This window comes from Xenorhabdus ishibashii (assembly GCF_002632755.1).
In the GTDB taxonomy this organism is placed as follows: Bacteria; Pseudomonadota; Gammaproteobacteria; order Enterobacterales; family Enterobacteriaceae; genus Xenorhabdus; species Xenorhabdus ishibashii.
Genome location: NZ_NJAK01000001.1, coordinates 1,386,295 through 1,412,106, shown reverse-complemented (window position 1 = coordinate 1,412,106; position 25,812 = coordinate 1,386,295). Strand labels below are relative to the sequence as shown.

At 45.2% G+C, this 25,812-nt stretch carries 25 protein-coding genes and 2 tRNA genes; 22 read left to right on the top strand and 5 right to left on the bottom strand.

What is annotated here, in order from left to right; translation table 11 throughout:
• Positions 1-192 precede the first annotated feature (192 nt).
• Positions 193-1,563 carry a UDP-N-acetylmuramate:L-alanyl-gamma-D-glutamyl-meso-diaminopimelate ligase gene (gene mpl, locus Xish_RS06670; RefSeq protein ID WP_099117225.1) on the top strand — a complete coding sequence of 457 codons (1,371 nt, stop codon included), beginning with the start codon at positions 193-195 and terminating at the stop codon, positions 1,561-1,563.
• 82 nt (positions 1,564-1,645) lie between these two features.
• On the opposite strand, the gene argR is transcribed toward mpl, so the two are convergent.
• Complete coding sequence (argR, locus tag Xish_RS06665; protein ID WP_074022686.1) at positions 1,646-2,116, bottom strand: transcriptional regulator ArgR; 471 nt, start codon at positions 2,114-2,116, stop codon at positions 1,646-1,648.
• A 344-nt stretch (positions 2,117-2,460) separates the two neighbouring features.
• On the opposite strand from argR, the gene mdh reads away from it, so the two are divergent.
• The gene (gene mdh, locus Xish_RS06660) at positions 2,461-3,399 is read left to right on the top strand and encodes a malate dehydrogenase (protein ID WP_099117224.1); all 939 of its coding nucleotides are present in this window, start codon (positions 2,461-2,463) and stop codon (positions 3,397-3,399) included.
• A 110-nt stretch (positions 3,400-3,509) separates the two neighbouring features.
• Here the strand turns inward: mdh and Xish_RS06655 are convergent, their stop codons facing one another.
• Positions 3,510-3,776: a helix-turn-helix domain-containing protein gene (locus Xish_RS06655; RefSeq protein ID WP_099117223.1), complete on the bottom strand. Its 267-nt coding sequence runs from the start codon at positions 3,774-3,776 to the stop codon at positions 3,510-3,512.
• A gap of 187 nt (positions 3,777-3,963) precedes the next feature.
• On the opposite strand from Xish_RS06655, the gene Xish_RS06650 reads away from it, so the two are divergent.
• Together Xish_RS06650 and Xish_RS06645 are read left to right on the top strand one after the other, a co-directional pair.
• Entirely contained in the window at positions 3,964-4,311 is a 348-nt protein-coding gene (locus tag Xish_RS06650; protein WP_099117222.1) for a DNA-binding protein, read from the top strand.
• 75 nt (positions 4,312-4,386) lie between these two features.
• The gene (locus Xish_RS06645; protein ID WP_099117221.1) at positions 4,387-4,767 is read left to right on the top strand and encodes a DNA-binding protein; all 381 of its coding nucleotides are present in this window, start codon (positions 4,387-4,389) and stop codon (positions 4,765-4,767) included.
• Between the two features lie 27 nt (positions 4,768-4,794).
• Here the strand turns inward: Xish_RS06645 and ispB are convergent, their stop codons facing one another.
• Entirely contained in the window at positions 4,795-5,766 is a 972-nt protein-coding gene (gene ispB / locus Xish_RS06640) for an octaprenyl diphosphate synthase (RefSeq protein ID WP_099117220.1), read from the bottom strand.
• A gap of 253 nt (positions 5,767-6,019) precedes the next feature.
• Between ispB and rplU the strand changes: the two genes are divergently transcribed.
• From rplU to cgtA, 3 genes are all read left to right on the top strand, one after another.
• Complete coding sequence (gene rplU, locus Xish_RS06635; RefSeq protein WP_045968299.1) at positions 6,020-6,328, top strand: 50S ribosomal protein L21; 309 nt, start codon at positions 6,020-6,022, stop codon at positions 6,326-6,328.
• Positions 6,329-6,347: 19 nt separating this feature from the next.
• Positions 6,348-6,605 carry a 50S ribosomal protein L27 gene (gene rpmA / locus Xish_RS06630; protein WP_011148617.1) on the top strand — a complete coding sequence of 86 codons (258 nt, stop codon included), beginning with the start codon at positions 6,348-6,350 and terminating at the stop codon, positions 6,603-6,605.
• A gap of 131 nt (positions 6,606-6,736) precedes the next feature.
• Complete coding sequence (cgtA, locus tag Xish_RS06625; RefSeq protein ID WP_099117219.1) at positions 6,737-7,906, top strand: Obg family GTPase CgtA; 1,170 nt, start codon at positions 6,737-6,739, stop codon at positions 7,904-7,906.
• Between the two features lie 90 nt (positions 7,907-7,996).
• On the opposite strand, the gene dacB is transcribed toward cgtA, so the two are convergent.
• Positions 7,997-9,457: a serine-type D-Ala-D-Ala carboxypeptidase gene (dacB, locus tag Xish_RS06620; protein ID WP_099117218.1), complete on the bottom strand. Its 1,461-nt coding sequence runs from the start codon at positions 9,455-9,457 to the stop codon at positions 7,997-7,999.
• A 297-nt stretch (positions 9,458-9,754) separates the two neighbouring features.
• Between dacB and greA the strand changes: the two genes are divergently transcribed.
• The gene (greA, locus tag Xish_RS06615; RefSeq protein WP_099117217.1) at positions 9,755-10,231 is read left to right on the top strand and encodes a transcription elongation factor GreA; all 477 of its coding nucleotides are present in this window, start codon (positions 9,755-9,757) and stop codon (positions 10,229-10,231) included.
• A gap of 91 nt (positions 10,232-10,322) precedes the next feature.
• On the opposite strand, the gene yhbY is transcribed toward greA, so the two are convergent.
• Entirely contained in the window at positions 10,323-10,616 is a 294-nt protein-coding gene (gene yhbY / locus Xish_RS06610) for a ribosome assembly RNA-binding protein YhbY (protein WP_099117216.1), read from the bottom strand.
• A gap of 134 nt (positions 10,617-10,750) precedes the next feature.
• Here yhbY and rlmE point away from each other — a divergent pair, with 134 nt between their 5' ends.
• The 14 genes from rlmE to pnp all read left to right on the top strand — a co-directional run bounded on the left by rlmE (position 10,751) and on the right by pnp (position 25,804).
• The gene (gene rlmE, locus Xish_RS06605) at positions 10,751-11,380 is read left to right on the top strand and encodes a 23S rRNA (uridine(2552)-2'-O)-methyltransferase RlmE (RefSeq protein ID WP_074019936.1); all 630 of its coding nucleotides are present in this window, start codon (positions 10,751-10,753) and stop codon (positions 11,378-11,380) included.
• Between the two features lie 48 nt (positions 11,381-11,428).
• Positions 11,429-13,360 (top strand): ATP-dependent zinc metalloprotease FtsH, encoded by a 1,932-nt coding sequence (gene ftsH / locus Xish_RS06600; protein ID WP_099117215.1) that lies wholly within the window; start codon positions 11,429-11,431, stop codon positions 13,358-13,360.
• Positions 13,361-13,426: 66 nt separating this feature from the next.
• The gene (gene folP / locus Xish_RS06595; protein ID WP_099117214.1) at positions 13,427-14,278 is read left to right on the top strand and encodes a dihydropteroate synthase; all 852 of its coding nucleotides are present in this window, start codon (positions 13,427-13,429) and stop codon (positions 14,276-14,278) included.
• 85 nt (positions 14,279-14,363) lie between these two features.
• Positions 14,364-15,701, top strand: coding sequence for a phosphoglucosamine mutase (glmM, locus tag Xish_RS06590; protein WP_099117213.1), 1,338 nt, complete (start codon positions 14,364-14,366; stop codon positions 15,699-15,701).
• 179 nt (positions 15,702-15,880) lie between these two features.
• Positions 15,881-16,219 carry a preprotein translocase subunit SecG gene (secG, locus tag Xish_RS06585; RefSeq protein ID WP_099117212.1) on the top strand — a complete coding sequence of 113 codons (339 nt, stop codon included), beginning with the start codon at positions 15,881-15,883 and terminating at the stop codon, positions 16,217-16,219.
• 87 nt (positions 16,220-16,306) lie between these two features.
• Positions 16,307-16,396: transfer RNA gene (locus Xish_RS06580), tRNA-Leu, on the top strand.
• Between the two features lie 58 nt (positions 16,397-16,454).
• Positions 16,455-16,531 (top strand) — tRNA-Met (locus Xish_RS06575).
• Between the two features lie 225 nt (positions 16,532-16,756).
• Positions 16,757-17,209, top strand: coding sequence for a ribosome maturation factor RimP (gene rimP / locus Xish_RS06570; RefSeq protein WP_139292463.1), 453 nt, complete (start codon positions 16,757-16,759; stop codon positions 17,207-17,209).
• 21 nt (positions 17,210-17,230) lie between these two features.
• Positions 17,231-18,739: a transcription termination factor NusA gene (gene nusA / locus Xish_RS06565; RefSeq protein ID WP_099117211.1), complete on the top strand. Its 1,509-nt coding sequence runs from the start codon at positions 17,231-17,233 to the stop codon at positions 18,737-18,739.
• Positions 18,740-18,764: 25 nt separating this feature from the next.
• Positions 18,765-21,533, top strand: coding sequence for a translation initiation factor IF-2 (gene infB / locus Xish_RS06560; RefSeq protein ID WP_099117210.1), 2,769 nt, complete (start codon positions 18,765-18,767; stop codon positions 21,531-21,533).
• Positions 21,534-21,606: 73 nt separating this feature from the next.
• A complete protein-coding gene (rbfA, locus tag Xish_RS06555) occupies positions 21,607-22,017 on the top strand; it encodes a 30S ribosome-binding factor RbfA (protein WP_099117209.1) in 411 nt (136 codons plus the stop codon).
• Positions 22,017-22,961: a tRNA pseudouridine(55) synthase TruB gene (truB, locus tag Xish_RS06550; protein ID WP_099117208.1), complete on the top strand. Its 945-nt coding sequence runs from the start codon at positions 22,017-22,019 to the stop codon at positions 22,959-22,961. Before rbfA ends, truB begins: the two co-directional genes overlap by 1 nt.
• A gap of 172 nt (positions 22,962-23,133) precedes the next feature.
• On the top strand, positions 23,134-23,403 hold the full coding sequence (gene rpsO, locus Xish_RS06545; RefSeq protein WP_099117207.1) for a 30S ribosomal protein S15: 270 nt from the start codon (positions 23,134-23,136) through the stop codon (positions 23,401-23,403).
• Positions 23,404-23,665: 262 nt separating this feature from the next.
• A complete protein-coding gene (gene pnp, locus Xish_RS06540; RefSeq protein ID WP_099117206.1) occupies positions 23,666-25,804 on the top strand; it encodes a polyribonucleotide nucleotidyltransferase in 2,139 nt (712 codons plus the stop codon).
• The last annotated feature ends 8 nt before the right edge of the window (positions 25,805-25,812 follow it).

Below are 25,812 nucleotides of genomic sequence, written 5' to 3'. Positions count from 1 at the left end.
AGGCCTTGAATTTGATTGTGGTTTTAGGAAGTGTGCTTCACATAATATTGCACTTATATATTGCATTTATGTGTCGCACTTATGCGCGGGCAGTTTAGCTAAAGAATCAGATGATTCATAGGCTATTGCATTTTTAATCTCTGATTTGGGGGTTAGAATAGAGAAACATTTCATGATATCAGGTAGAAATAAATGCGTATTCATATTCTTGGCATTTGCGGCACTTTCATGGGTGGGCTGGCGATCCTCGCTCGCGCACAAGGACATGAAGTAACTGGCTCCGATGCCAATGTATACCCGCCAATGAGCACTCTGCTGGAAAAACAGGGTATTGAGCTGATTCAGGGATACGATCCGGCACAACTAGATCCTGCTCCAGATATGGTGATCATCGGCAATGCTATGACTCGCGGCAATCCTTGCGTGGAAGCTGTGCTGGATCGGGGAATTCCTTACACTTCGGGGCCGCAGTGGTTGCATGATCATATATTGCCGGAACGTTGGGTATTGGCTGTCGCGGGTACTCACGGCAAAACAACAACGGCGGGGATGCTGGCCTGGATTTTAGAAGCGTGTGGCTATCAACCTGGGTTCCTGATCGGCGGCGTGCCAGGGAATTTTGAGGTATCAGCACAACGGGGTGAAAGTCCGTTTTTTGTGATTGAAGCCGACGAATATGACAGTGCTTTTTTTGATAAGCGTTCGAAATTTGTCCACTATAGCCCCCGCACTCTGGTTATGAACAATCTTGAATTTGATCACGCCGACATTTTCGAAAATTTGGCCGCTATTCAAAAACAGTTCCATCATCTCGTCAGGGTTGTGCCGAGTACGGGCAAGATTATCGTCCCCGATAATGATATTAATTTGAAGCAAGTGCTCGCAATGGGATGCTGGAGCGAATTGGAACAGGTAGGAGACAGTGGTCATTGGCAGGCGAAGAAAATCAGTCAAGATAGCAGTCACTATCACGTATTCCGGCAGGGTGAACTGATTGGGGAAGTCAATTGGTCATTAGTCGGTGAACACAATATGCATAATGGCTTAGTCGCGATTGCGGCAGCTCATCATGTGGGGGTGCAACCGGCGGATGCCTGTCAGGCTCTCAGCAAATTTATTAATGCCCGTCGTCGTCTGGAATTGCGCGGCGAAATCAATGGCATCTCGGTATATGATGATTTTGCCCATCATCCCACAGCCATTTTAGCCACATTGGAAGGGCTGAGAAGCAAAGTGGGCGGTATGGCTCGCATTCTTGCCGTGCTGGAACCTCGTTCAAATACCATGAAAATGGGGATGAGCAAAAATGATATTGCGCCTTCTTTGGGACGCGCTGATGAAGTCTTTCTCTATCAGCCCACCAATATTCCGTGGCAGGTGGTGGAAATTGCCGAACAGTGCATTCAGCCCGCTCGCTGGAGTGCTGATATCGATACGCTGGTGAAGATGATTGTCGATACGGCTCAGCCGGGTGATCATATTTTACTGATGAGTAATGGTGGATTTGGGGGTATTAACGAGAAACTGCTGGTAGCGCTGACCCAAAAAGCAAACGCTGTTTAACGGTATAATTCGCTTATTTATCTGTGAGTTGGCCTGCCGTGCGCATCTCTTGATGGGAGTGGCATACGGCAGACCAGCAAAATTAAAGCTCTTGTTCAAACAGGTTAAGGATCGCTTCGTAGAGTTGTTTTGTCGTAAAATTTTGTGCCGGCGTAGAAAAAATGGTGTCATCGCCTGCAATACTGCCCAGAATTCCTTCTGCTTTCCCCAATGAATCTAATAGGCGCGCAATTAACTGTGCTGCGCCAGGGCTGGTTCGTATAACGACAATGCTATGATTGTAATCAACATCTAATACCAGATTTTTTAATGGGCTGGTGGCAGTAGGAACGCCCAATTCTGCGGGTAAGCAGTAAACCATTTCCATTTTGGCATTACGGGTTCGGACAGCACCAAATTTCGTCAGCATTCTGGAAACTTTAGATTGGTTGATGTTTTCAAACCCTTCGTCCTGAAGTGCTGCAACAATTTCACCTTGAGAGCTGAATTTTTCTTCTTTCAATAATGCCTTGAAAGCTTTTACCAAATCTTCCTGTTTCGAAGGAACACGCATATTTCACCATCGTTAAATCCATTATCAAGCCAATATTATGCAAAAAAGTGAATTTTTATTCAAGAAAGGGAAGAAAAAACCAAATTAAGCATGGTAAATGCATTGTTAATTAAATGGTGTTGTTTGGTGTGAAAGAGAAGCGTAAGGTAATCAGCCTATTGATGAGGGATACGACGGAAATAATTCTCAAAAAAGTGCCCATTATCTCATTAACAGATAAGCATTTTGTCTAGAATAAAATAACTTTTGTGTTCCATCATCAGGTCATTAAGTGGATAATCTGCCTGTTAATAGATTGTTTTTAATACGTGGTGTTTACAGTACTTAATTTAAGGAGTATCAGGATGAAAGTTGCAGTTCTCGGTGCAGCCGGTGGTATTGGTCAGGCACTTGCCCTTCTACTCAAGACCCAGCTTCCTTCAGGTTCAGAACTTTCCTTGTATGACATTGCGCCAGTGACCCCAGGCGTCGCAGCCGATCTGAGCCATATCCCAACGGAAGTCAAAGTCACTGGTTTTGCTGGTGAAGATGCAACCCCAGCACTGGTAGGTGCGGATGTCGTATTGATTTCTGCGGGTGTGGCGCGTAAACCGGGTATGGATCGTTCCGATTTGTTCAATATCAATGCGGGGATTATTCGTAATCTGGTTCAGCAGGTTGCTAAAACGTGTCCAAAAACACTAATCGGTATTATTACCAACCCGGTCAATACTACTGTCGCGATTGCTGCTGAAGTACTGAAAAAAGAAGGGGTGTACGATAAGAACCGCCTGTTTGGTGTCACAACCCTGGATATCATCCGTTCCAACACTTTTGTTGCTGAGCTGAAAGGAAAGAACGCCGAAGAAGTGGAAGTTCCTGTGATTGGCGGGCACTCTGGTGTGACTATTCTGCCTTTGCTGTCGCAAATTCCTGGGGTTAACTTCACTGATGAAGAAATCGAGGCATTGACCAAGCGTATTCAGAATGCGGGTACTGAGGTTGTTGAAGCAAAAGCAGGCGGAGGTTCTGCAACACTGTCTATGGGACAAGCAGCGGCTCGTTTGGGATTGTCGCTGATCCGTGGCTTGCAAGGTGAAAGCAATGTCATTGAGTGCAGCTATGTTGAAGGTGATGGCAAATATGCCCGTTTCTTTGCACAGCCTGTTCGCTTAGGTAAAAATGGTATCGAAGAACGTTTAGATATTGGTAAATTAAGTGATTTTGAACAGAAGGCATTAGATAACATGCTGGATGTCTTGAAGAAAGATATTGAATTAGGCGAAAAATTTATTAACGCCTAATTCATTTATTAATGATTTATTAATATACGAATTAAGTTAAATATATTAATTAACTAAAACCGCTAGTTAGAAATAACTAGCGGTTTTTCTTTCAATAGTTATATTGATAGCTAATTATTCTTTTTCTCTCTAATTTTCCTTTCTAATAGTTCTCCTGTGTTGGGATCGAAATAACGGCTTGGCCATATTTCAGACGGATGTAGTTCTAAGTAATTCGCTATTATCCATTCTCCCTTGGGCCACGGGCGAGAAAGTGTATTCGCCAAAGTAGATGAACTCAGTCCCGCCGCACGGGAAACGGCAGCTAACGTCGTTCCTCGTTTACGTAAAGCGGCAATAATATCAGCAGGATGCCAATCCGATTTCATAGAAATCATTTTTTTAATCCTTTTCTATTAAATTAGAAGCCACATTAGTGGTATAACTAAAGCGTTAATGTGAAATTAATAACGAACACGAACCTGTTATTAAGAAAACAAAATAACATTATTTTTTCTAAAAATGTTTCTAATTTTTTCTTAATAACTTCTTTTTTGACCTTGGTTACAAAAATAGAGAAACATTATGAAAAAAGAGTGGTATACGGCAACGGAGCTGACCGGTATAGGTGAGTTACCTAGATCACCACAAGGAGTTAATGCCAGAGCAAAACGTGAAGAGTGGTTGAGGCAAAAACGGGCGGGTGTTCAAGGGCGGGCGATTGAATACCATTACTCTTGTTTTCCTAAATCAACGTTAGAAGCTTTAGAGCTTCATGAAACACCAACGGAATATCAGGTTCAGAAACAAGATCCTTTATCCATTTGGGTAAGTGCATTTAATTTACTCACCGAGGAAGAGAAGGAGGTCATTACCGAAGTGATATTACGAGATGGCATAAGAAGTTTTTTGGAAAAAATCATAGCTACTTGAGACAGCTTTTGAAAAACCAGGTACTTAAAATTTGGTTTTCTCGTCACTGCTCCAGTATCAAGCGAGGAGAAAGAGATGAAAAAAGAGTGGTATTCTGCAAAAGAACTCATCGGCCTCGCAGGGCTGCCATCGTCTCCCCAAGGAGTTAATCTGATGGCAAGACGCGAGGGCTGGGAACAACGCCGTAAGCGTGGCGTACAGGGAAAAGCGCTCGAATATAATGTTAACAGTTTGCCTGAAGAAGTCGTGAATGTACTGACAGTCAGTGAAAATTCAGTCGAATACTATCGGAATAAGCGACAGGATCCATTTATGATCTGGGTAGAAGCTTATTACCAATTGAGTAAATCTGAAAGAGAAAGAATGGTTAAATTTATTTTGAGAAAAGGGCTAGCCAGCCTTGTCCAATATGTCGGTATTCAAGATATTGATAATAAAGACAGCGCCCTAGATTGAATTATCTGGGGCACTGATTGATTCAACTCAGGAAAGTCGCTGCACAGCGACATGGGCCAATCCCTCAAGAGCCGCCTTGTATGGAGAATCTTCCAGTGACTGCAATGCTGAAATTGCCTTATCAGCTTCTTCTTCTGCCCGCTGGCGGGTATATTTGAGTGAACCGCATTGTTTCATCGTTGTCAGGACGGTATCCAGCAAATGGCGGCCATTACCCTGTTCAATGGCACCTCGTATCAGAGCGGATTGTTCCGGTGAACCGTGGTTCATAGCGTGCAAAAGAGGCAATGTTGGTTTGCCTTCGTTTAAGTCATCTCCTGTGTTTTTTCCAAGCGTACTGTTATCTGAATCATAATCCAGCAGATCATCAATTAATTGAAATGCGGTTCCTAGATAACGGCCATAATCACGTAGTGCTATTTCTTGCTCAGGAGTGGCGTTGGCGAGAATGGCCGCTGAATGCGCGGCGACTTCAAACAGGCGGGCGGTTTTACTGTAAATAACCTTCATATAGTCATCTTCTGAAACATTAGGATCATTGCAGTTCATCAACTGCATGACCTCGCCTTCCGCAATGACATTGGTAGCGTCAGACATCAATTTTAATACGCGCATGGAATCGAGATCGGTCATCATTTGAAATGAGCGCGTATAGATAAAATCACCCACAAGGACACTGGCAGCATTACCATAAATGGAGTTGGCTGTTGCTTTACCGCGGCGCATGTCAGATTCATCAACGACATCGTCATGCAGCAGCGTTGCCGTGTGGATAAATTCAATCAAAGCAGCAACTTTGATGTGTTTTGCGTCTTGGCAGCGAAGAGCCTTACCGGCCAGTACGGCTATCATTGGTCGAATGCGCTTGCCACCGCCGCTGATGATGTAGTAACCAAGTTGGTTAATTAGCGCAACGTCAGAATTTAATTGGTTAAGAATGGTTTCATTAACCGCTGCCATATCATCAGCGGTGAGTTTAATTATCGATTCTAAATTCATGTTTTGGCTTTGGACTCTGATTCAGAGCTGTGCTCATTAAAATTAGCATATCAATAGATATCAAGATATATCGATTGTACTTGAAAAACCGTTCGAATAAATGACAATTGAAAAACTCTGTTTTTTTCTCATCTGTTCTAATTCTGCACTTGTCTTCCAAGCGGTTTTTGCGTAGAATTCGCGCCCTATTGTGAATATTTTATAGCGCGCTCTGGAAAGCATTTTTAGGGGGTGCGCGGAAAGCGGAGTTTATATGTACGCAGTTTTCCAAAGTGGTGGTAAACAACACCGAGTAAGCGAAGGCCAAACAATTCGCTTGGAAAAGCTGGACATCGCAACAGGTGAAACTGTTGAGTTTGACCAGGTGCTGATGGTCGCTAACGGCGAAGATATCAAAATCGGCGCTCCAGTAGTTGAAGGCGTTAAAGTTAAAGCTGAAGTTGTTGCGCACGGTCGTGGCGAGAAAGTTAAAATCGTTAAGTTTCGTCGTCGTAAACACAGCCGTAAGCAGCAGGGCCACCGTCAGTGGTTCACCGATGTTAAAATCACTGGCATCGCTTAAGATTTAGGAGAGCAGATTAATGGCACACAAAAAGGCTGGCGGCTCGACTCGTAACGGTCGCGATTCTGAAAGCAAACGTCTGGGTGTAAAACGCTTTGGTGGTGAGTCTGTTTTGGCAGGTAGCATCATCGTTCGTCAACGTGGTACTAAATTCCACGCAGGCAACAACGTAGGTTGTGGCCGTGACCACACCCTGTTCGCATTAGCTGACGGGAAAGTTAAGTTCGAAGTTAAAGGTCCAAAAAACCGTAAATTTATCAGCATCGAAGCTGAATAAGTTTTTTGCATCTTGATCGAATCAGAAGCCCTGCAATGTGTGTTGCGGGGCTTTTTATTATTTTGGATTACGCCATCTCTGGGTACTAACAGCCATCCAGCTTTACAGTGGCTATCCTACGGAGAAAAATGATGAAATTTGTAGATGAAGCCAGGATTCTGGTTGTAGCGGGAGATGGTGGCAATGGTTGCGTCAGCTTCCGTCGTGAGAAATATATTCCAAAAGGCGGGCCGGACGGCGGCGACGGTGGTGATGGTGGTGATGTCTACCTGCTGGCAGATGAAAACCTCAATACACTGATTGATTACCGTTTTGAAAAATCGTTCCGTGCTGAACGTGGTCAGAATGGACAAAGCCGCGATTGTACGGGTAAACGTGGTCAGGACATTACTATTAAGGTTCCGGTTGGAACCCGTGTGCGTGATATCGCTACGGGCGAAATATTGGGGGATATGCTGCGCCATGAACAGCGTTTTATGGTTGCAAAAGGGGGCTTCCACGGCCTTGGTAATACCCGCTTTAAATCTTCGGTGAACCGTGCTCCTCGTCAAAGAACGATGGGAACGCCTGGAGAAAGCCGTGAACTGATGCTGGAGTTGATGCTACTGGCTGATGTGGGAATGTTGGGTATGCCAAATGCAGGCAAATCCACCTTCATTCGCGCCGTATCGGCCGCAAAACCAAAAGTGGCTGATTATCCATTTACAACCCTGGTGCCAAGCCTGGGTGTTGTGCGCATGGATAGCGAACAAAGTTTTGTAGTAGCAGATATCCCTGGTTTGATTGAAGGGGCATCAGAAGGTGCTGGATTGGGGATTCGTTTCCTGAAGCATTTGGAACGTTGCCGCGTATTGCTGCATTTGATCGACCTCTGCCCTATCGACGAATCTGATCCGGTTGAAAATGCCCGTATCATTACCAAAGAGCTGCACAACTACAGTGAAAAACTGGCAGAAAAACCACGCAGGTTGGTCTTTAATAAAGTCGATCTCATCGATCCAGAAGAAGCCAAGCTGCGGGCAAAAGCAATTGCCGATGAGCTTGGTTGGGAAGGCGATTATTACATGATCTCAGCCGTGAACCGTCAGGGCGTGAAAGAGCTTTGCTGGGATATTATGGAGTTCATGAAAACACAGCCGCGTAGCATGGAAACGTCGGAAGAGTCTCAACCTGAAAAAGTTGAATTCATGTGGGATGATTACCACAAGGAACAGTTACAGCAATCATCTGATGATGATTGGGATGATGATGACTGGGACGAAGAAGATGACGATGGCGTTGAGTTTATTTATAAACACTAATTTTCACGTAGTCATTCGAATATAACAAAAGGGCGCTGTGTTGGCGCCCTTTTTGCTTTTGGTCAAGCTCTTCTTATGCACTAAACCAGCTCAGTAATTTTGATATAGTGATTTATATAAATTGTGTTCAAAACGCGATAACGGAACACGGCGGGTGCGTTGATCTTCTGGCGGAACAGAATAGGCAGAGACAAACTGGACAAAAGCAATTTGTTGTCCACTGGCGGCAGTCATAAACCCTGCGAGGTTATAAACGCCTTGTAATGATCCTGTTTTGGCAAAGACCTTACCATCAAGCCCCGATTCATGCAGGCCAGGACGATAAGCCAACGTGCCATCGTATCCCGCTTTGGGTAACATAGGGATGAAGTCCAATTCATCATTGTGCTGAGCAATAAATTGTAATATCTCCATCATAGTTACGGGGGCGATTAAATTGTGGCGTGAAAGGCCGGAACCATCCACCATGATAGTATTGCCCAAATCAATGCCTGCTTTCTTTTTCAGAATTTGGCGAACCGCATCGGAACCTGCCCGCCATGTCCCTGGCACATTAAAATAGTGGTGGCCGAGGGTACGAAAGAGGGTATCCGCAATCATGTTATCTGATTTTTTCAACATGATTTCGAGCATCTTATTTAATGGTACAGATTGATTTACGGCGAGGATCTTTTCTGGTTGTTTGGTAGCCGACTGGAGACGTATATGGCCTTTTAACTCAATACCAGCAATATTTAATTCATTCTTCAGGATCTTGCCAGCATAGCCAGGCCCATTCTGGATAGCAAATGCCAATGGGAGTGGTTCATCGCGTTGTGTCAGGCAGCCAGTGAGGGTATATCGATTCAAATCACCCGATGTAACATCAAATTCACAATACTTCGCTTCGGGTGAACCCTTAGCCAATGTTTTGACTTCACTCAGTACATTAACAGGATAAAAAGAGGGAACGTGGACAATTGCCAATTCGCCAGGTTGCTCTGCGCTGTAAAGTGAAACAGAAAAGCAGTTTTTATCCACGATGGCTGCTGATGGAGGGGCGCTGAAACACTGGGTCATATCGTTCCATACCCAGCCTGGGGCTTTATCGTGGCTGGAGAAAATCGAAATATCGATGACGAGATCTCCATCAATCTGTTTTATACCCGATTGTTTTAAGGTTCCGACCATACTGCGCAGTTGTGAACGAGTCAGCATAGGATCACCGACAAAGCGAGCCGTTAGGTTACCCTTTAATACGCCATCTGAAAGATTAGCATCACTTTCTAGTGTTGTGATAAAGCGGTAATCCTTACCAAGCTGCAATAGTGCTGCTAATGCTGTCACAATTTTCTGCGTACTTGCAGGTAAAGCCATTTGTTGCCCGTGATAATCAATTAAGGGATTTTTTGCACCAACGGTTTGGGCAATAAATGAAAAATCAGTTCCCATAGGCAAATATTGGGCGCTTTTCTCAATAGAAGAGATATCAAAAGAGGCATTTGCATTGAAAATGCTCAGGCTTAAGCTGAGCATACACGCTATTGTGCTGGGGATTTTTAAAAGAGCCATAGATCTCGCATATGAAAGTGATGTATTCCATGAATATTTGTATTAATGATACTAAGGGGCTGTTTAAAGGCAAAGTAAACGATGATCCATCATCAACTCTACGTTAGAATGATAGATTGACAGGTAATTATGCCTGTAGACTTCAGATTGTGCTGAATTACACTTCTTTTTATTAAGTATCTGTAAGCCTGCCTGATAAGGTGTGCTCATTGTGCTGTTATTAAAAAATGTGCTGTTATTACAAAAAAAATCAGGAAGATGTTGTTTGGGCTTAGGATTAATTTAGAGGTTGAATAAATGAAACAAATTCCGATGACGGTACGTGGCGCGGATAAATTGCGCGAAGAATTAGAGCATTTGAAAAATGTACGTCGGCCTCAAATTATTGCCGCAATCGCTGAGGCGCGTGAGCACGGTGATTTGAAAGAAAACGCGGAATATCATGCCGCTCGTGAGCAGCAGGGTTTTTGTGAAGGCCGTATTCAGGAAATTGAGGCTAAACTTTCCAATGCACAGGTGATTGATGTCACGAAGATGATCAACAATGGCCGAGTGATTTTTGGGGCAACGGTAACGGTACTGAACTTGGATTCCGATGAAGAGCAAACTTATCGTATTGTCGGTGATGATGAAGCCAATATTAAAGAAAATCTTCTTTCAGTGAATTCACCGATAGCTCGTGGTCTGATTGGTAAAGAAGTCGATGATGTTGTTGTAATTTCCACGCCTGGCGGTCAAGTGGAATTCGAAGTTTTGAACGTGGATTATGTTTAATACACCATTTTCAAAGAAAAAAGGCCAGTTTTTGGCCTTTTTTATCATAGTAAATTAATTAATATGGCACTTTTGTATAAATATGCCGTGATTATTTAGGTAGACTAATCTTGCGTTCTTCCGATGGACGGTAGAGAACTAACATTTTGCCAATGATTTGCACGTTATGTGCACCCGTTTCACGAACAATCGCTTCAGCGATCAAAGTTTTCACTTCGCGGTCTTCGCCAGCAACTTTAACTTTGATAAGCTCGTGATGCGAAAGAGTTTGTTCGATTTCAGCTAGCACGCCTTCGGTCAACCCATTGTTGCCGATCATAACGACGGGCTTTAATGAATGAGCGAGACTTTTCAGATATTGGACTTGTTTCTTGTTAAGAGTCATCGTTTTTTTGCTTCGTTGGTATTGAAAACGATATATTCTACCGCCATCTCATATCTATCACCATAAAAGTGTGGTGTGGTTTGATAAGAGAACGCAAAAAATAAGGCGCCTTATTAATAGAGTTGGAAAAAACAATGGCCAATAAAAAACGCTCAGCAAGCTCAAGTCGCTGGTTGCAGGAACATTTTAGTGATAAATATGTTCTTCAGGCGCAGAAAAAAGGGCTTCGCTCTCGCGCTTGGTTTAAACTTGATGAGATACAGCAAAGCGACAAAATCTTTAAACCGGGTATGACCGTTGTTGATTTAGGTGCTGCTCCAGGTGGGTGGTCTCAGTATGTAGTGAGTCAGATTGGTAATAGCGGGCGAGTCATTGCTTGCGATCTTTTGCCGATGGATCCGATTGTTGGAGTCGATTTCCTTCAAGGAGACTTTCGTGATGAGCTTGTATTGAAAACATTACTTGAGAGAGTTGGTGATAATAAAGTCCAGGTCGTCATGTCGGATATGGCTCCCAATATGAGTGGAACCCCCGCGGTCGATATTCCCCGATCCATGTATCTGGTTGAGTTAGCGTTGGATATGTGTCGTGATGTGCTGGCCCCTGGGGGTAGTTTTATTGTCAAAGTATTTCAGGGAGAGGGCTTTGATGAATACCTGAGGGAAATACGCTCCCTTTTTGCGAAGGTAAAAGTTCGTAAACCAGAATCTTCGCGGGCACGATCACGTGAAGTATACATTGTAGCGACAGGGCGGAAAGTGTAGTACCCTGACTACTATTTGTTAACACAGTTGTAATATGAGGTTAATCCCTTGAGTGACATGGCGAAAAACCTGATTCTCTGGTTAGTCATCGCAGTTGTCTTGATGTTATTGTTCCAGAGTTTTGGTCCCGGCGATTCTAGTGGTCGTAGGGTAGATTACTCTAATTTCATCAATGAAATATCGCAGAATCAAGTAAGCGAAGTACGTATTTCGGGTCGTGACATTGATTTCACTAAGAAGGACAACAGTGGAAAATACAGCACTTATATGCCAATTCAGGATGAAAAGTTGCTGGATACCCTACTCAATAAGCAGGTAAAAGTTGTTGGTGAACCACCAGAACAGCAAGGTCTGTTGGCGACCCTCTTTATATCATGGTTCCCAATGTTACTGCTCATTGGCGTCTGGATCTTCTTTATGCGCCAAATGCAAGGCGGTGGCGGTAAAGGGGCGATGTCTTTTGGTAAAAGCAAAGCCCGTATGCTGACGGAAGATCAGATCAAAACCACGTTTGCCGATGTTGCCGGTTGTGACGAAGCAAAAGAAGAAGTGGGCGAATTGGTTGAATATCTGCGTGAACCTGGCCGTTTCCAAAAACTCGGCGGTAAGATCCCGAAAGGTATCTTGATGGTTGGCCCTCCAGGTACGGGTAAGACATTGCTGGCGAAAGCTATTGCTGGCGAAGCGAAAGTCCCTTTCTTCACCATCTCTGGTTCTGATTTCGTTGAAATGTTCGTTGGTGTTGGTGCTTCCCGTGTTCGTGATATGTTTGAACAGGCGAAAAAAGCTGCACCGTGCATCATCTTTATTGACGAAATTGATGCAGTCGGTCGTCAGCGTGGCGCGGGTCTGGGTGGCGGACATGATGAACGTGAACAGACACTGAACCAAATGTTGGTTGAAATGGATGGCTTTGAAGGTAACGAAGGCATTATTGTTATCGCAGCGACTAACCGTCCTGATGTTCTCGATCCTGCTCTGTTACGTCCTGGTCGTTTTGACCGTCAAGTCGTTGTTGGCTTGCCGGATGTGCGTGGTCGTGAGCAAATCCTGAAAGTTCATATGCGTCGTATTCCTTTGGATACTGATATTGATGCATCGATTATTGCTCGTGGCACACCCGGTTTTTCTGGTGCAGATTTGGCTAACCTTGTGAATGAAGCTGCTTTGTTTGCCGCTCGCGGTAACAAGCGTGTTGTTTCTATGGTCGAATTCGAAAAAGCCAAAGATAAGATCATGATGGGGGCTGAGCGCCGTTCAATGGTTATGACGGAGGAGCAAAAAGAATCCACGGCATACCATGAAGCAGGACATGCCATTATTGGCCGCCTGGTTCCAGAACACGATCCGGTTCATAAAGTGACGATTATTCCGCGTGGCCGTGCGTTGGGTGTGACGTTCTTCTTGCCAGAGGGCGATCAGATCAGTGCAAGCCGTCAGAAGCTGGAAAGCCAAATTTCAACTCTATACGGTGGGCGGTTAGCGGAAGAAATTATCTATGGTGTAGATAATGTTTCTACCGGTGCGTCCAATGATATAAAAGTGGCGACATCTATTGCGCGTAATATGGTGACACAGTGGGGCTTCTCAGAAAAATTGGGACCATTGCTGTATGCGGAAGAAGAAGGTGAAGTTTTCCTCGGTCGTTCGGTTGCCAAGGCAAAACACATGTCTGAGGACACCGCGCGTTTAATCGATCAGGAAGTGAAAGCCATCATCGATCGTAACTATGTACGGGCTCGCCAGATCCTGATGGATAATCTGGATATTCTTCATTCAATGAAAGATGCCTTGATGAAGTATGAAACCATTGATGCTCCTCAGATTGATGATCTGATGAATCGTACAATAGTACGTCCACCAGCAGGTTGGGAAGGTGATAATCATGGTGGTAATGGCGGCAATAATAGTAATAATCGCCATAACACTCCATCTTCGCAGCAAACTTCAAAGCCTGCGGATGGTAACCCAACCGCATAACGCGGCTAACTATCCTACATTAAACCCCAGGCTTGTCCTGGGGTTTTGACATTAAGGCACCTAGCGATGAAACTGACAGCCAGAGGCAACGTCCTCGATCTTTCCTGCCCACAAGTAATGGGGATTTTGAATGTCACTCCAGATTCCTTCTCCGATGGTGGAACCCATAATACTTTTGATTCGGCGTTGAAATATGCTGCTGAGATGATCAAAGAGGGAGCAACCATTATTGATGTGGGAGGAGAATCGACTCGTCCCGGAGCGAACGAGGTCAGCGAGCAGGAGGAGCTGGATCGTGTCGTTCCGGTAATTGAAGCGCTGGCACAGCGCTTTGATATCTGGATATCTGTGGATACCTCAAAAGCGTCTGTGATGCGGGAATCAGCCAAAGCTGGAGCGCATATTATCAATGATATTCGCTCGTTGCAGGAGCCTGGAGCACTTGATGCAGCCGCACAAAGTGGTTTGCCGATCTGCCTGATGCATATGCAGGGGCAACCGCGCACAATGCAGGCAGAACCTCACTATAAAGATGTTGTGTCAGAAGTAAAAACCTTCCTGATACAGCAAATTAATCGTTGTGTTGCAGCGGGTATCGCAAAAAACAATCTGATCCTTGATCCTGGCTTCGGTTTTGGTAAGAACTTATCGCATAATTATCAGTTATTGGCCCACTTGCAAGAATTTCATCATTTGGGATTACCTATTCTGGCGGGGATGTCTCGCAAATCCATGATTGGTCAATTACTTGATGTGCCACCGCAGGAGCGTGTAGCAGGAAGCGTTGCTTGTGCTGTGATTGCAGCCATGAAAGGTGCCCAGATTATCCGTGTACATGATGTAAAAGAAACCGTTCAGGCAATGCAAGTTGTTCATGCAACGCTATCTGAAAAGAATACATATTCACAGAATATATAGTTTGTAGAATACACCGTTTGTAAAGAACATGATGTCAGCAAAAAAGCTGAGAGCAGAAAATTCGTTCAGCAAAGGAAAGAAATGTATGAGTAACCGTAAATATTTTGGCACTGACGGTATCCGTGGCAGAGTGGGAAATACCCCAATTACTCCTGACTTTGTACTGAAACTTGGTTGGGCTGCGGGAAAAGTGCTGGCGCGTCATGGTTCTCGCAAAATTATTATTGGTAAAGATACCCGAATCTCAGGTTATATGTTGGAATCTGCGTTGGAAGCAGGATTGGCTGCTGCGGGACTGTCGGCATCCTTTACTGGCCCGATGCCAACACCTGCCGTGGCGTATTTGACACGTACTTTTCGTGCAGAAGCCGGCATTGTCATTTCTGCTTCCCACAATCCTTATTATGATAACGGCATTAAATTTTTCTCCATTGATGGAACTAAATTACCGGATGATGTTGAAGAAGCGATTGAGGCAGAAATGGAAAAACCTCTGACTTGCGTGGAATCTGCTGAGTTGGGGCGGGCAAATCGGATAGTTGATGCAGCGGGGCGTTATATTGAATTTTGTAAAGGGACATTCCCCAGTGAGCAAAATTTAAATGGATTGAAAGTGGTTTTAGATTGTGCCAATGGTGCAACCTACCATATCGCTCCGAATGTGCTCAGAGAGTTGGGAGCGGAAGTCATTGCCATTGGCTGCGAGCCTAATGGTATCAATATCAATGAAGAATGTGGTGCAACAGATGTTCGTCTATTGCAACAGCGCGTACTGGAAGAACAAGCACACGTTGGTCTGGCATTTGATGGTGACGGTGACCGTATCATTATGGTTGATCATCTGGGGCAAAAAGTTGATGGCGATCAGATCCTTTATATCATTGCGCGTGAAGCATTAAGACAAGGCCAGCTACGTGGTGGAGCCGTGGGTACGCTGATGAGTAATATGGGGTTGGAGTTGGCACTGAAACAGCTTGGTATTCCATTTGAGCGTGCGAAAGTTGGCGACCGCTATGTTTTGGAAAAATTGCAGGAAAAAGGCTGGCGTCTGGGCGCTGAAAATTCAGGTCATGTAATTTTGTTGGACAAAACTACAACAGGAGACGGAATTGTTGCTGGATTACAAGTTTTAAGTGCCATGGTACGCAATAATATGAGCCTGCATGATCTGTGTAGTGGCATGAAACTTTTACCTCAAATTTTGGTTAACGTTCGCTTTGCTGGTAATGACGATCCCCTGCAATCAGAATCCGTACTTGAAACCGTAAAATCAGTTGAGACTGAATTGAATGGTCGTGGTCGTGTTCTGCTGCGTAAATCAGGTACAGAACCATTGATTCGAGTCATGGTGGAAGGCGAAGATGAAGAGCAAGTCACGGCATTAGCGCATCGTATTGCTGATGCTGTGAAAAAAATCGGCTGATTTGTTGATTTTTTACCCGATCAGCGTCAGGATTTAAAATTAATCTTGCGTGTCTGATACGCTTTGGTTAGTATTCACACCCGCTCAATAAGTTAATTTTTCTAATTTTGTGAGCGGGTGATGCAACATAACGTCGCTATGAAATTGTGGTAAACACCACGAGGAAACGGGTACAACATATGTATGAAGCTCTTTTAGGTATATTCTTGCTGGTTGGTATCGGGCTAATCGCTCTGGTTCTGCTACAGCAAGGTAAAGGTGCTGATATGGGTGCTTCTTTCGGTGCGGGTGCATCTAATACACTGTTCGGTTCATCGGGTTCCGGTAATTTTATGACCCGCATGACGGCTATTTTTGCCACGTTGTTCATTGTTATCAGTCTGATTCTTGGTAACATGACCAGCAATAAGACGGGTTCCAGCAGTAAATGGGATAACCTTGTCGAACCTGTAAAAGTTGAAAAACAGGCAGAAGTTCCGGCAACGCCAGCAAAACCAAATAGTGATATCCCACAGTAACATTCAGTAAAAGAATTGAAATAGGATTGTTGGTTTTAACGATTAGTTTAGATAACTATTTAGAATAACAGTCCTATAAAAATCAGTGCCGAGGTGGTGAAATTGGTATACACGCTACCTTGAGGTGGTAGTGCCTAAACAACGGGCGTACGGGTTCAAGTCCCGTCCTCGGCACCATTAATCTAGAAACTTGCGTTTTTAGTATTATCAGCGTAAGATTTGCCACGTTTTCGAACGCGGGATGGAGCAGCATGGTAGCTCGTCGGGCTCATAACCCGAAGGTCGTCGGTTCAAATCCGGCTCCCGCAACCACTTCTTAACAACCTGTACCTTTTCAACAGTAATAACCCAGCAGCCATTGAGATGTCTATCTTAAGTTTGACAGTTTGCTCTGAAAGGTATAGAAAGAGGTTGGTTGAGACCACTGGCAGTAAACAGGGTCCAGTTGCATAAAGCCCCGAGTATCGGGGTTTTTTGTTATTTGACAGCAGAACTACTGGGCTAATATAGCCCTTTTTTTATGTCTTGGGGGTGGGCTTGTCCACATTAGAGCAAAAATTAACAGAGATAATTTCAGCACCAGTTGAAGCTTTAGGTTTTGAATTAGTTGGACTGGAGTTTATTCGCGCTCGTGTATCGACGTTGCGAGTCTATATTGATAGTGAGGAGGGTATCACTGTTGATAATTGTGCTGATGTTAGCCACCAGGTCAGTGCAGTGCTTGATGTTGAAGATCCGATTCCAGGGCTTTATAACCTGGAAATATCTTCACCAGGGCTTGAGCGTCCACTGTTTAAGGCTGAACATTACCAGCGTTTTATCGGTGAAGAAGTCAGCTTGGTTTTACGCATGGCAATGCAGAACCGTCGCAAATGGCAAGGTATCATCAAGGCAGTTGATGGTGAAATGATTACGGTTACGGTGGATGGAAAAGACGAAGTGTTCGCACTGAGCAACATCCAGAAAGCGAACCTGGTACCCCACTTTTAAAGTTCGGATGAGGCAACTAGGATGAATAAAGAAATTCTGGCTGTTGTGGAAGCGGTTTCTAATGAAAAATCACTCCCTCGCGAAAAAATCTTCGAAGCATTAGAGATTGCACTGGCGACAGCCACCAAGAAAAAGTATGAGCAGGAAATCGACGTCCGCGTTTGTATCGATCGTAAGTCAGGTGATTTTGATACCTTCCGTCGTTGGTTAGTTGTTGACGAAGTGACTCAGCCAACGCGCGAAATCACACGGGAAGCTGCCGAATTTGACAACCCAGAGATTGAACTGGGTGGTTATATTGAAGATCAAATTGAATCAGTGACCTTTGACCGCATTACGACTCAGACAGCAAAACAGGTTATCGTACAGAAAGTACGTGAAGCTGAGCGTGCAATGGTTGTTGATCAATTCCGTGAACAACAAGGTGAGATAGTGACCGGTCAGGTCAAAAAAGTGAACCGTGAAAATATTACCTTGGATTTAGGTAGTAATGCTGAAGCGGTCATTTTGCGTGAAGATATGTTGCCACGGGAAAACTTCCGTCCAGGTGACCGCGTGCGCGGTGTCCTGTATGATGTTCGCCCTGAAGCACGTGGTGCACAGCTTTTCATTACCCGCTCTCGTCCAGAGATGTTGGTTGAGTTATTCCGCATCGAAGTGCCTGAGATTGGTGAAGAGATCATAGAGATCAAAGCGGCTGCCCGTGATCCAGGTTCTCGTGCAAAGATCGCAGTGAAAACCAACGACAAGCGCATTGATCCTGTTGGCGCTTGTGTCGGTATGCGCGGTGCAAGGGTACAAGCCGTTTCCAGTGAGCTGGGCGGTGAAAGAATTGACATCGTGCTGTGGGACGATAACCCTGCGCAGTTTGTCATTAATGCAATGGCTCCGGCGGATGTTGCATCTATTGTGGTTGATGAAGACAACTGTACTATGGATGTTGCCGTAGAAAACAGTAATCTTGCTCAGGCGATTGGACGTAACGGTCAAAACGTTCGTCTGGCGGCACAACTGTTGAAAAAGCATCGTGGTGATGACAAGTGGGAACTGAATGTCATGACTGCGGAAGAGCTACAAGCAAAACATCAGGCAGAAGCACATGCTTCTATTGATACATTTACTAAGCATCTCGACATTGATGAAGATTTCGCCACCGTATTGGTCGAGGAAGGCTTCTCTACACTGGAAGAATTGGCTTATGTGCCAATCAATGAACTTCTGGCAGTAGAAGGCCTGAATGAAGAAACCGTTGAAGTTCTTCGTGAACGCGCTAAAGCGGCCTTGACGACGCTGGAACTGGCTCAGAAAGAGAGTTTTGGTGATCAGCAACCTGCCGAAGATTTATTGAATCTGCCTGGCATGGAGCGTACTTTGGCGTTTAACCTGGCTGCCCGTGGCATCTGCACTCTGGAAGATCTTGCCGAGCAGGGTATCGACGACTTATCTGATATCGAAGGACTGAATGATGAGAAAGCAGGAGAACTCATTATGGCAGCCCGAAATATCTGTTGGTTTGGCGATGATGCATAAATAAACTGTAGCAGGAAGGAACAGAATGACAGAGGTAACCGTAAAATTACTGGCAGAAGAGATCCAGACATCGGAAGAACGTCTAATCCAGCAATTCGCTGATGCTGGCATTCAGAAAACCGCAACTGACTCTGTTTCCCAGAAAGAAAAAGAAGCTTTGCTGGCCTACCTGAACCGTGAACAAGGCGGTTCTGGCGGTCAGCCGGGTAAATTGACACTACAGCGTAAAACACGCAGTACACTGAACGTTCCTGGCACCGGTGGCAAAAGTAAATCGGTAGCGATTGAAGTCCGCAAAAAACGCACATATGTGAACCGTGATGCCCTTGAACAGGTTAAAGCGGAAGAACAGGCTCAGCGTGAAGCGGAAGAGCAGGCTCGGCGCGAGGCAGAAGAGAAGGCGCGGCTTGAAGCTGAAGCGAAAAAATTCGCGGAAGAGCAAGCTAAACGTGAAGCTGAAGAAAAAGCCAAACGTGAAGCAGAAGAGAGCGCTCGACGTGAAGCAGAAAAAAAAGCCAAACGTGAAGAGGCTAAACTGTCTCCGCGTGAGGCGGCGGAAAAAGAAAAAGTGATTAAGCAACATACCGAAAACAAACCAAAATCAGATCAGACTCACTCTGCCGTGCAAAATGAAAAAGCGCGTCGTGAAGCCGAAGCTGCAAATTTAAAACGTAAAGCTGAAGAAGAAATGCGCCGTAAGGTGGAAGCGGAAGCGAAGCGTGTTGCAGAAGAAGCACGTCGAATGGCAGAAGAGAATCAAGACAAATGGACTGATGACTCTGATAACAGTGAAAGTAGTGACTACCACGTAACCACTTCCCGCTATGCTCGTGATGCGGAAGATGAAAATGACGCCAAAGTAGAAGGTGATCGTCGTTCTCGCTCCCGTGGCGGCAAAGCTCGCCAGAAGAAGAATAACAAACATTCTGAATCGAAAGCTGATCGCGAAGAAGCACGTGCCGTTGGTCGAACCAAAGGTAAGCAACGTAAGCCTAGCACCTTACAACAGAGCTTCACGAAACCTGTTGTTGCGGTTAACCGTGATGTCGTGATTGGTGAGACCATTACCGTTGCTGAATTGGCTAACAAAATGGCGGTCAAAGGTGCCCAGGTCATTAAGACCATGATGAACATGGGTGCAATGGTAACCATCAACCAAGTGATCGACCAAGAAACAGCACAACTGGTTGCCGAAGAAATGGGGCATAAAGTTATCCTGCGTCGTGAAAACGAACTGGAAGAAGCGCTGATGAGCGATCGTGATACGGGTGAAACGCAGGCAGAGGCTCGTGCGCCAGTTGTCACCATCATGGGTCACGTTGACCACGGTAAAACTTCTCTGCTGGACTATATCCGTTCCACTAAAGTGGCTTCTGGAGAGGCAGGCGGTATTACCCAGCATATCGGTGCGTATCATGTGAAAACTGAAAAAGGCATGATCACCTTCTTGGATACCCCAGGACATGCTGCGTTTACCTCTATGCGTGCACGTGGTGCGAAAGCAACAGATATCGTTGTTCTGGTTGTAGCAGCGGATGATGGCGTGATGCCACAGACCATCGAAGCTATCCAGCACGCTAAAGCGGCCAACGTACCGGTTGTTGTTGCTGTGAACAAGATCGATAAGCCAGAAGCTGATCCAGATCGCGTGAAGAATGAATTGTCACAATACGGCATCATTCCAGAAGAGTGGGGTGGTGAAAACCAGTTCATCAATGTGTCTGCCAAAGCTGGTATTGGTATTGATGAATTGCTGGAAGCCATTTTACTTCAGTCTGAAGTCCTTGAGCTGAAAGCGGTACGCACTGGTATGGCAAATGGTGTGGTTATTGAATCCTTCCTGGATAAAGGTCGCGGTCCAGTTGCAACCATTCTGGTTCAGTCCGGTACTCTGAACAAAGGCGATATCGTTCTGTGTGGCTTCGAATATGGTCGTATCCGTGCGATGCGTAACGAACTTGGCCGTGAAGTGACTTCGGCTGGCCCATCTATCCCAGTGGAAATTTTGGGTCTGTCCAATGTTCCATCTGCGGGTGATGAAGCGACTGTTGTTCGTGACGAGAAAAAAGCGCGCGAAGTCGCCTTGTATCGTCAGGGTAAATTCCGTGAAGTGAAATTGGCTCGTCAGCATAAAGCTAAGCTGGAAAACATCTTCGCTAACTTAGAAGAAGGCAAAGTATCTGAACTGAATATTGTTCTGAAAACAGACGTTCAAGGTACATGTGAAGCAATTAGTGATTCACTGCTGAAACTGTCTACTGATGAAGTGAAGGTGAAAATCATCGGTTCTGGTGTGGGTGGCATCACTGAAACTGATGCAACACTGGCAGCAGCGTCTGAAGCAATTATTCTGGGCTTCAACGTTCGTGCTGATGCTTCTGCACGCCGTATCATTGAAAACGAAAGTCTGGATCTGCGTTACTACTCCGTTATCTATAACCTGATTGATGAGATCAAACAGGCTATGAGCGGTATGCTGGCACCAGAATACAAACAGCAAATCATGGGTCTTGCCGAAGTTCGTGATGTGTTTAAATCACCAAAATTTGGTGCTATTGCTGGTTGTATGGTGACAGAAGGAACCATTAAACGTAATAACCCGATCCGCGTATTGCGTGATAACGTTGTTATTTACGAAGGTGAATTGGAATCCTTGCGTCGCTTTAAGGATGACGTTAATGAAGTCCGTAATGGTATGGAATGCGGTATCGGTGTGAAGAACTACAATGATGTTCGCGTTGGTGACATGATTGAAGTCTTTGAAGTGATTGAAATTAAACGCTCCATCGATTAATACCATTATTTATCAATAGATTCATTCCATTCTTGGGGGCTTTATGCCCCCCAAAATGTCAGGAGATATAACAATGGCAAGAGAATTTAGTCGTACTCAGCGCGTTGCACAGGAAATGCAAAAAGAAATTGCCATCATCTTACAGCGTGAAATCAAAGATCCCCGTATCGGCATGGCGACAATCTCTGGTGTTGAGGTTTCCCGCGATCTGGCTTATGCCAAAGTATTTGTAACCTTTTTGAATGTGCTGGTGGAAGGGCATGATACAGATATGGTTAAAGAAGGCATTAAGGCATTGAACGAAGCTTCTGGTTTTATCCGCTCCCTGCTGGGTAAAGCGATGCGCCTGCGTATCATTCCTGAATTGACATTCTCTTATGACAGTTCTTTGGTGGAAGGAATGCGCATGTCGAATTTGGTTAGCAACATCGTTAAAGACGATGAGAAGCGTCGCGCATCTACGGATCACAATGAGGAAAAATGATGGGGCGCCGTCGTAGAGGCCGTTCTATACACGGTGTACTGTTGCTGGATAAGCCGCAAGATATTTCCTCCAATGATGCGTTACAGAAAGTAAGGCGGATTTTCAACGCCAGTAAGGCAGGTCATACTGGTGCACTGGATCCACTGGCGACAGGTATGTTGCCCATTTGTCTGGGTGAAGCGACCAAATTTTCCCAATTTTTGCTGGATTCTGACAAACGCTATCGTGTGATTGCCCGTTTGGGACAGCGTACGGATACGTCGGATTCACATGGGACAATCATCAGTGAACGCGATGTAAAAATCACCGATTCTCAGCTTAATGTTGCATTGGATAAATTCCGTGGTGATACCATGCAGGTTCCTTCCATGTACTCTGCATTGAAACATCAGGGAAAACCGCTATACGAATATGCCCGTCAAGGGATTGAAGTTGAGCGAGAAGCGCGTCCTATCACTGTTTATGAATTGCAATTCATTCGCTGGGAAGGGAATGAGCTGGAATTGGAAATACACTGTTCCAAGGGAACTTACATACGTACCATCATTGATGATTTAGGGGAGCTTTTGGGTTGTGGCGCGCATGTTATTTATCTGCGTCGTTTACAGGTTGCCAATTATCCCAATCAAAGAATGGTAACGTTGGAACAGTTATATCAGTTAAAACAACAGGCTGAAGATCAAGAAATTGAGGCGTGGGAATGTCTTGATCCATTGTTGTTACCAATGGATACCGCTGTGGCTCATTTTCCTGTCATTCACTTAACATCGGTCGTTGCGTCTTACTTCAAACAAGGCCAGCCGGTTCGAAGTAAACATAATCTGACTTCAGATGAATGGGTAAGGGTGACTGAAGGAGATGAAAATAAATTCATCGGCATTGCCGTGATTGATGATGATGGATTAGTGGCTCCACGCCGTCTGGTTGTTGAAACTGAATCATGATAGCAACAGATAAGGAATTTACAGCAGGTAAATTGAGTTGGAGCACAGAATGGCGGTGATTATGCTGTCTTGCGCTTCACCTATTTGCAGCGTAGAATACCGCGTCTGCATATGAGTTGCTGAATTAGAGATCGGCACTCGTCATTTTAAATTACATATTTGGAGTTATACTATGTCTCTAAGTACTGCTGCAAAAGCACAGATTATTGCTGAATTTGGTCGTGGCACTAACGACAGTGGTTCTAGCGAAGTTCAGATCGCACTGCTGACTGCTGACATCAACCACTTGCAAGGTCACTTTGCAGAGCACAAAAAAGATCACCATAGCCGTCGTGGTCTGTTAAGAAAGGTTGCACAGCGTCGTAAGCAACTGGACTATTTGAAGCGTAAAGATTTGGCACGCTATGTTGCTCTGATTGAGCGTCTGGGACTGCGTCGCTAATTGATGAGTTTCAGTGGAAAGGGGCCTAATTGGCCCCTTTTCTTCTAAGAAACGGAATTGCCAGGAAACAGAATCGGAAAATTTAATCTACTGTTTTTGCTCCGTCTCTGAAATTTGAACATCTTCCGCTACAGTGACTCGCGCGGCTAATGAGAGTCCTCAAAGCAATGAGCACTGTCATTAGTCGTGAGGGTGTAGCAAGAAGAGAAAATCCATTGTTGCTGGTTTCTTAACATGGCAACACTAACAAAGGAACATTATTTTGCTAAATCCTATTGTTCGTAAATTTCAGTATGGTCAACACACCGTGACCATTGAAACTGGCATGATGGCGCGTCAAGCGACAGCCGCCGTTATGGTAAATATGGATGACACAGCGGTATTTGTAACCGTTGTAGGTCAAAAGAAAGTCAAAGCAGGTCAGGATTTCTTCCCTCTGACCGTTAACTATCAGGAGCGTACTTACGCTGCTGGCCGTATTCCGGGAAGTTTTTTCCGTCGCGAAGGCCGTCCGGGCGAAGGTGAAACGCTCGTTGCCCGTCTTATTGACCGCCCTCTACGCCCTCTGTTTCCAGAAGGTTTCCTGAATGAAGTTCAAATCATCGCGACAGTTGTTTCTGTTAACCCGCAGATTAACCCTGATATCGTTGCCATGATCGGCTCCTCTGCTGCACTGGCTCTGTCTGGTATCCCATTCAATGGCCCAATTGGTGCTGCGCGTGTGGGCTATATCAACGATCAGTATGTACTGAACCCAACCAGTGATGAGCTGAAACACAGCCGTTTGGATCTGGTCGTTGCAGGTACAAATAACGCGGTGCTGATGGTAGAGTCCGAAGCGGAATTGTTGACTGAAGAGCAAATGCTGGGTGCGGTTGTGTTTGGTCACGAGCAACAACAGATTGTGATTGATAACATCAATGCACTGGTTGCTGAAGCAGGTAAAGAGAAATGGGATTGGTCACCTGAGCCGGTTAATCAGCCTCTGCACGATCGTGTTGCAGCACTGGCTGAAAGCCGTCTGGGTGATGCTTATCGCATTACTGAGAAGCAAGAACGTTACGCTCAGGTTGATAGCATTAAAGAAGAAGTCACCGCGGCTATCTTGGCAGAATTCGCAGAAAAAGGCGTTGAACAGGAAGAAACAGAAATTCTTGAAGTTCTCGCTGCTGTGGAAAAAAATGTTGTTCGTAGCCGTGTTCTGCGTGGTGAACCGCGTATTGATGGCCGTGAAAAAGACATGGTTCGTGCTCTGGACGTCCGCACAGGCGTATTGCCACGTACTCATGGTTCATCCCTGTTTACCCGTGGCGAAACTCAGGCACTGGTGACTGCAACACTGGGCACAGAACGTGATGCCCAAGTTATCGATGAGCTGATGGGAGAACGTACCGATCGCTTCCTGTTCCACTATAACTTCCCTCCGTACTCTGTTGGTGAAACTGGTATGGTCGGTTCACCAAAACGTCGTGAAATTGGTCACGGTCGTCTGGCGAAACGTGGTGTATTGGCGGTGATGCCAAGCGCTAACGAATTCCCATATACCGTTCGCGTGGTATCTGAAATCACGGAATCCAACGGTTCTTCTTCTATGGCTTCTGTCTGTGGTGCGTCACTGGCATTGATGGATGCGGGTGTGCCAATTAAGGCAGCCGTTGCAGGTATCGCAATGGGGCTGGTGAAAGAAGGAGATAACTTTGTTGTTCTGTCTGACATTCTGGGTGACGAAGATCATCTGGGTGACATGGACTTTAAAGTTGCGGGTAGCCGTGATGGTGTCAGCGCATTGCAGATGGACATCAAAATCGAAGGCATTACCCGTGAAATCATGCAGATTGCACTGAATCAGGCCAAAGGCGCCCGTCTGCACATCCTGAATGTGATGGAGCAGGCAATTCATAGCCCACGCAATGATATCTCTGAATTCGCACCACGTATCCATACCATTAAGATCAATCCAGACAAGATCAAAGATGTGATTGGTAAAGGTGGTTCCGTGATCCGCGCATTGACGGAAGAAACAGGCACTACCATTGAAATTGAAGACGATGGTACCGTGAAGATTGCGGCGACTGACAGTGATAAAGCACGTCATGCTATCAGACGTATCGAAGAAATCACGGCTGAAGTTGAAGTGGGTCGTATTTATTCTGGCAAAGTGACCCGTATTGTTGATTTTGGCGCATTTGTGGCTATCGGCGGCGGTAAAGAAGGGCTGGTACATATTTCTCAGATCGCAGAAAAACGTGTAGAGAAAGTCACTGATTATCTGCAAATCGGGCAAGAAGTTCCTGTGAAGGTGCTGGAAATTGACCGTCAAGGTCGCATCCGCCTGAGCATGAAAGAAGCCGTGATTACGACTGATGCAGGACTGCAATCACCGGAATCATCAGTAGAATAAATTTGACG

What these genes read in the sequence shown, in the direction of transcription:
- rplU (WP_045968299.1), top strand. Translation starts at nt 6,020, where the DNA reads ATGTACGCAGTTTTCCAAAGTGGTGGTAAACAACACCGAGTAAGCGAA.
- folP (WP_099117214.1), top strand. Translation starts at nt 13,427, where the DNA reads ATGAAACTGACAGCCAGAGGCAACGTCCTCGATCTTTCCTGCCCACAA.
- dacB (WP_099117218.1), bottom strand. Translation starts at nt 9,457, where the DNA reads ATGGCTCTTTTAAAAATCCCCAGCACAATAGCGTGTATGCTCAGCTTA.
- rpmA (WP_011148617.1), top strand. Translation starts at nt 6,348, where the DNA reads ATGGCACACAAAAAGGCTGGCGGCTCGACTCGTAACGGTCGCGATTCT.
- secG (WP_099117212.1), top strand. Translation starts at nt 15,881, where the DNA reads ATGTATGAAGCTCTTTTAGGTATATTCTTGCTGGTTGGTATCGGGCTA.
- truB (WP_099117208.1), top strand. Translation starts at nt 22,017, where the DNA reads ATGGGGCGCCGTCGTAGAGGCCGTTCTATACACGGTGTACTGTTGCTG.
- argR (WP_074022686.1), bottom strand. Translation starts at nt 2,116, where the DNA reads ATGCGTGTTCCTTCGAAACAGGAAGATTTGGTAAAAGCTTTCAAGGCA.
- greA (WP_099117217.1), top strand. Translation starts at nt 9,755, where the DNA reads ATGAAACAAATTCCGATGACGGTACGTGGCGCGGATAAATTGCGCGAA.
- yhbY (WP_099117216.1), bottom strand. Translation starts at nt 10,616, where the DNA reads ATGACTCTTAACAAGAAACAAGTCCAATATCTGAAAAGTCTCGCTCAT.
- glmM (WP_099117213.1), top strand. Translation starts at nt 14,364, where the DNA reads ATGAGTAACCGTAAATATTTTGGCACTGACGGTATCCGTGGCAGAGTG.
- rpsO (WP_099117207.1), top strand. Translation starts at nt 23,134, where the DNA reads ATGTCTCTAAGTACTGCTGCAAAAGCACAGATTATTGCTGAATTTGGT.
- mpl (WP_099117225.1), top strand. Translation starts at nt 193, where the DNA reads ATGCGTATTCATATTCTTGGCATTTGCGGCACTTTCATGGGTGGGCTG.
- Xish_RS06650 (WP_099117222.1), top strand. Translation starts at nt 3,964, where the DNA reads ATGAAAAAAGAGTGGTATACGGCAACGGAGCTGACCGGTATAGGTGAG.
- infB (WP_099117210.1), top strand. Translation starts at nt 18,765, where the DNA reads ATGACAGAGGTAACCGTAAAATTACTGGCAGAAGAGATCCAGACATCG.
- Xish_RS06645 (WP_099117221.1), top strand. Translation starts at nt 4,387, where the DNA reads ATGAAAAAAGAGTGGTATTCTGCAAAAGAACTCATCGGCCTCGCAGGG.
- rbfA (WP_099117209.1), top strand. Translation starts at nt 21,607, where the DNA reads ATGGCAAGAGAATTTAGTCGTACTCAGCGCGTTGCACAGGAAATGCAA.
- mdh (WP_099117224.1), top strand. Translation starts at nt 2,461, where the DNA reads ATGAAAGTTGCAGTTCTCGGTGCAGCCGGTGGTATTGGTCAGGCACTT.
- cgtA (WP_099117219.1), top strand. Translation starts at nt 6,737, where the DNA reads ATGAAATTTGTAGATGAAGCCAGGATTCTGGTTGTAGCGGGAGATGGT.
- rlmE (WP_074019936.1), top strand. Translation starts at nt 10,751, where the DNA reads ATGGCCAATAAAAAACGCTCAGCAAGCTCAAGTCGCTGGTTGCAGGAA.
- Xish_RS06655 (WP_099117223.1), bottom strand. Translation starts at nt 3,776, where the DNA reads ATGATTTCTATGAAATCGGATTGGCATCCTGCTGATATTATTGCCGCT.
- ispB (WP_099117220.1), bottom strand. Translation starts at nt 5,766, where the DNA reads ATGAATTTAGAATCGATAATTAAACTCACCGCTGATGATATGGCAGCG.
- nusA (WP_099117211.1), top strand. Translation starts at nt 17,231, where the DNA reads ATGAATAAAGAAATTCTGGCTGTTGTGGAAGCGGTTTCTAATGAAAAA.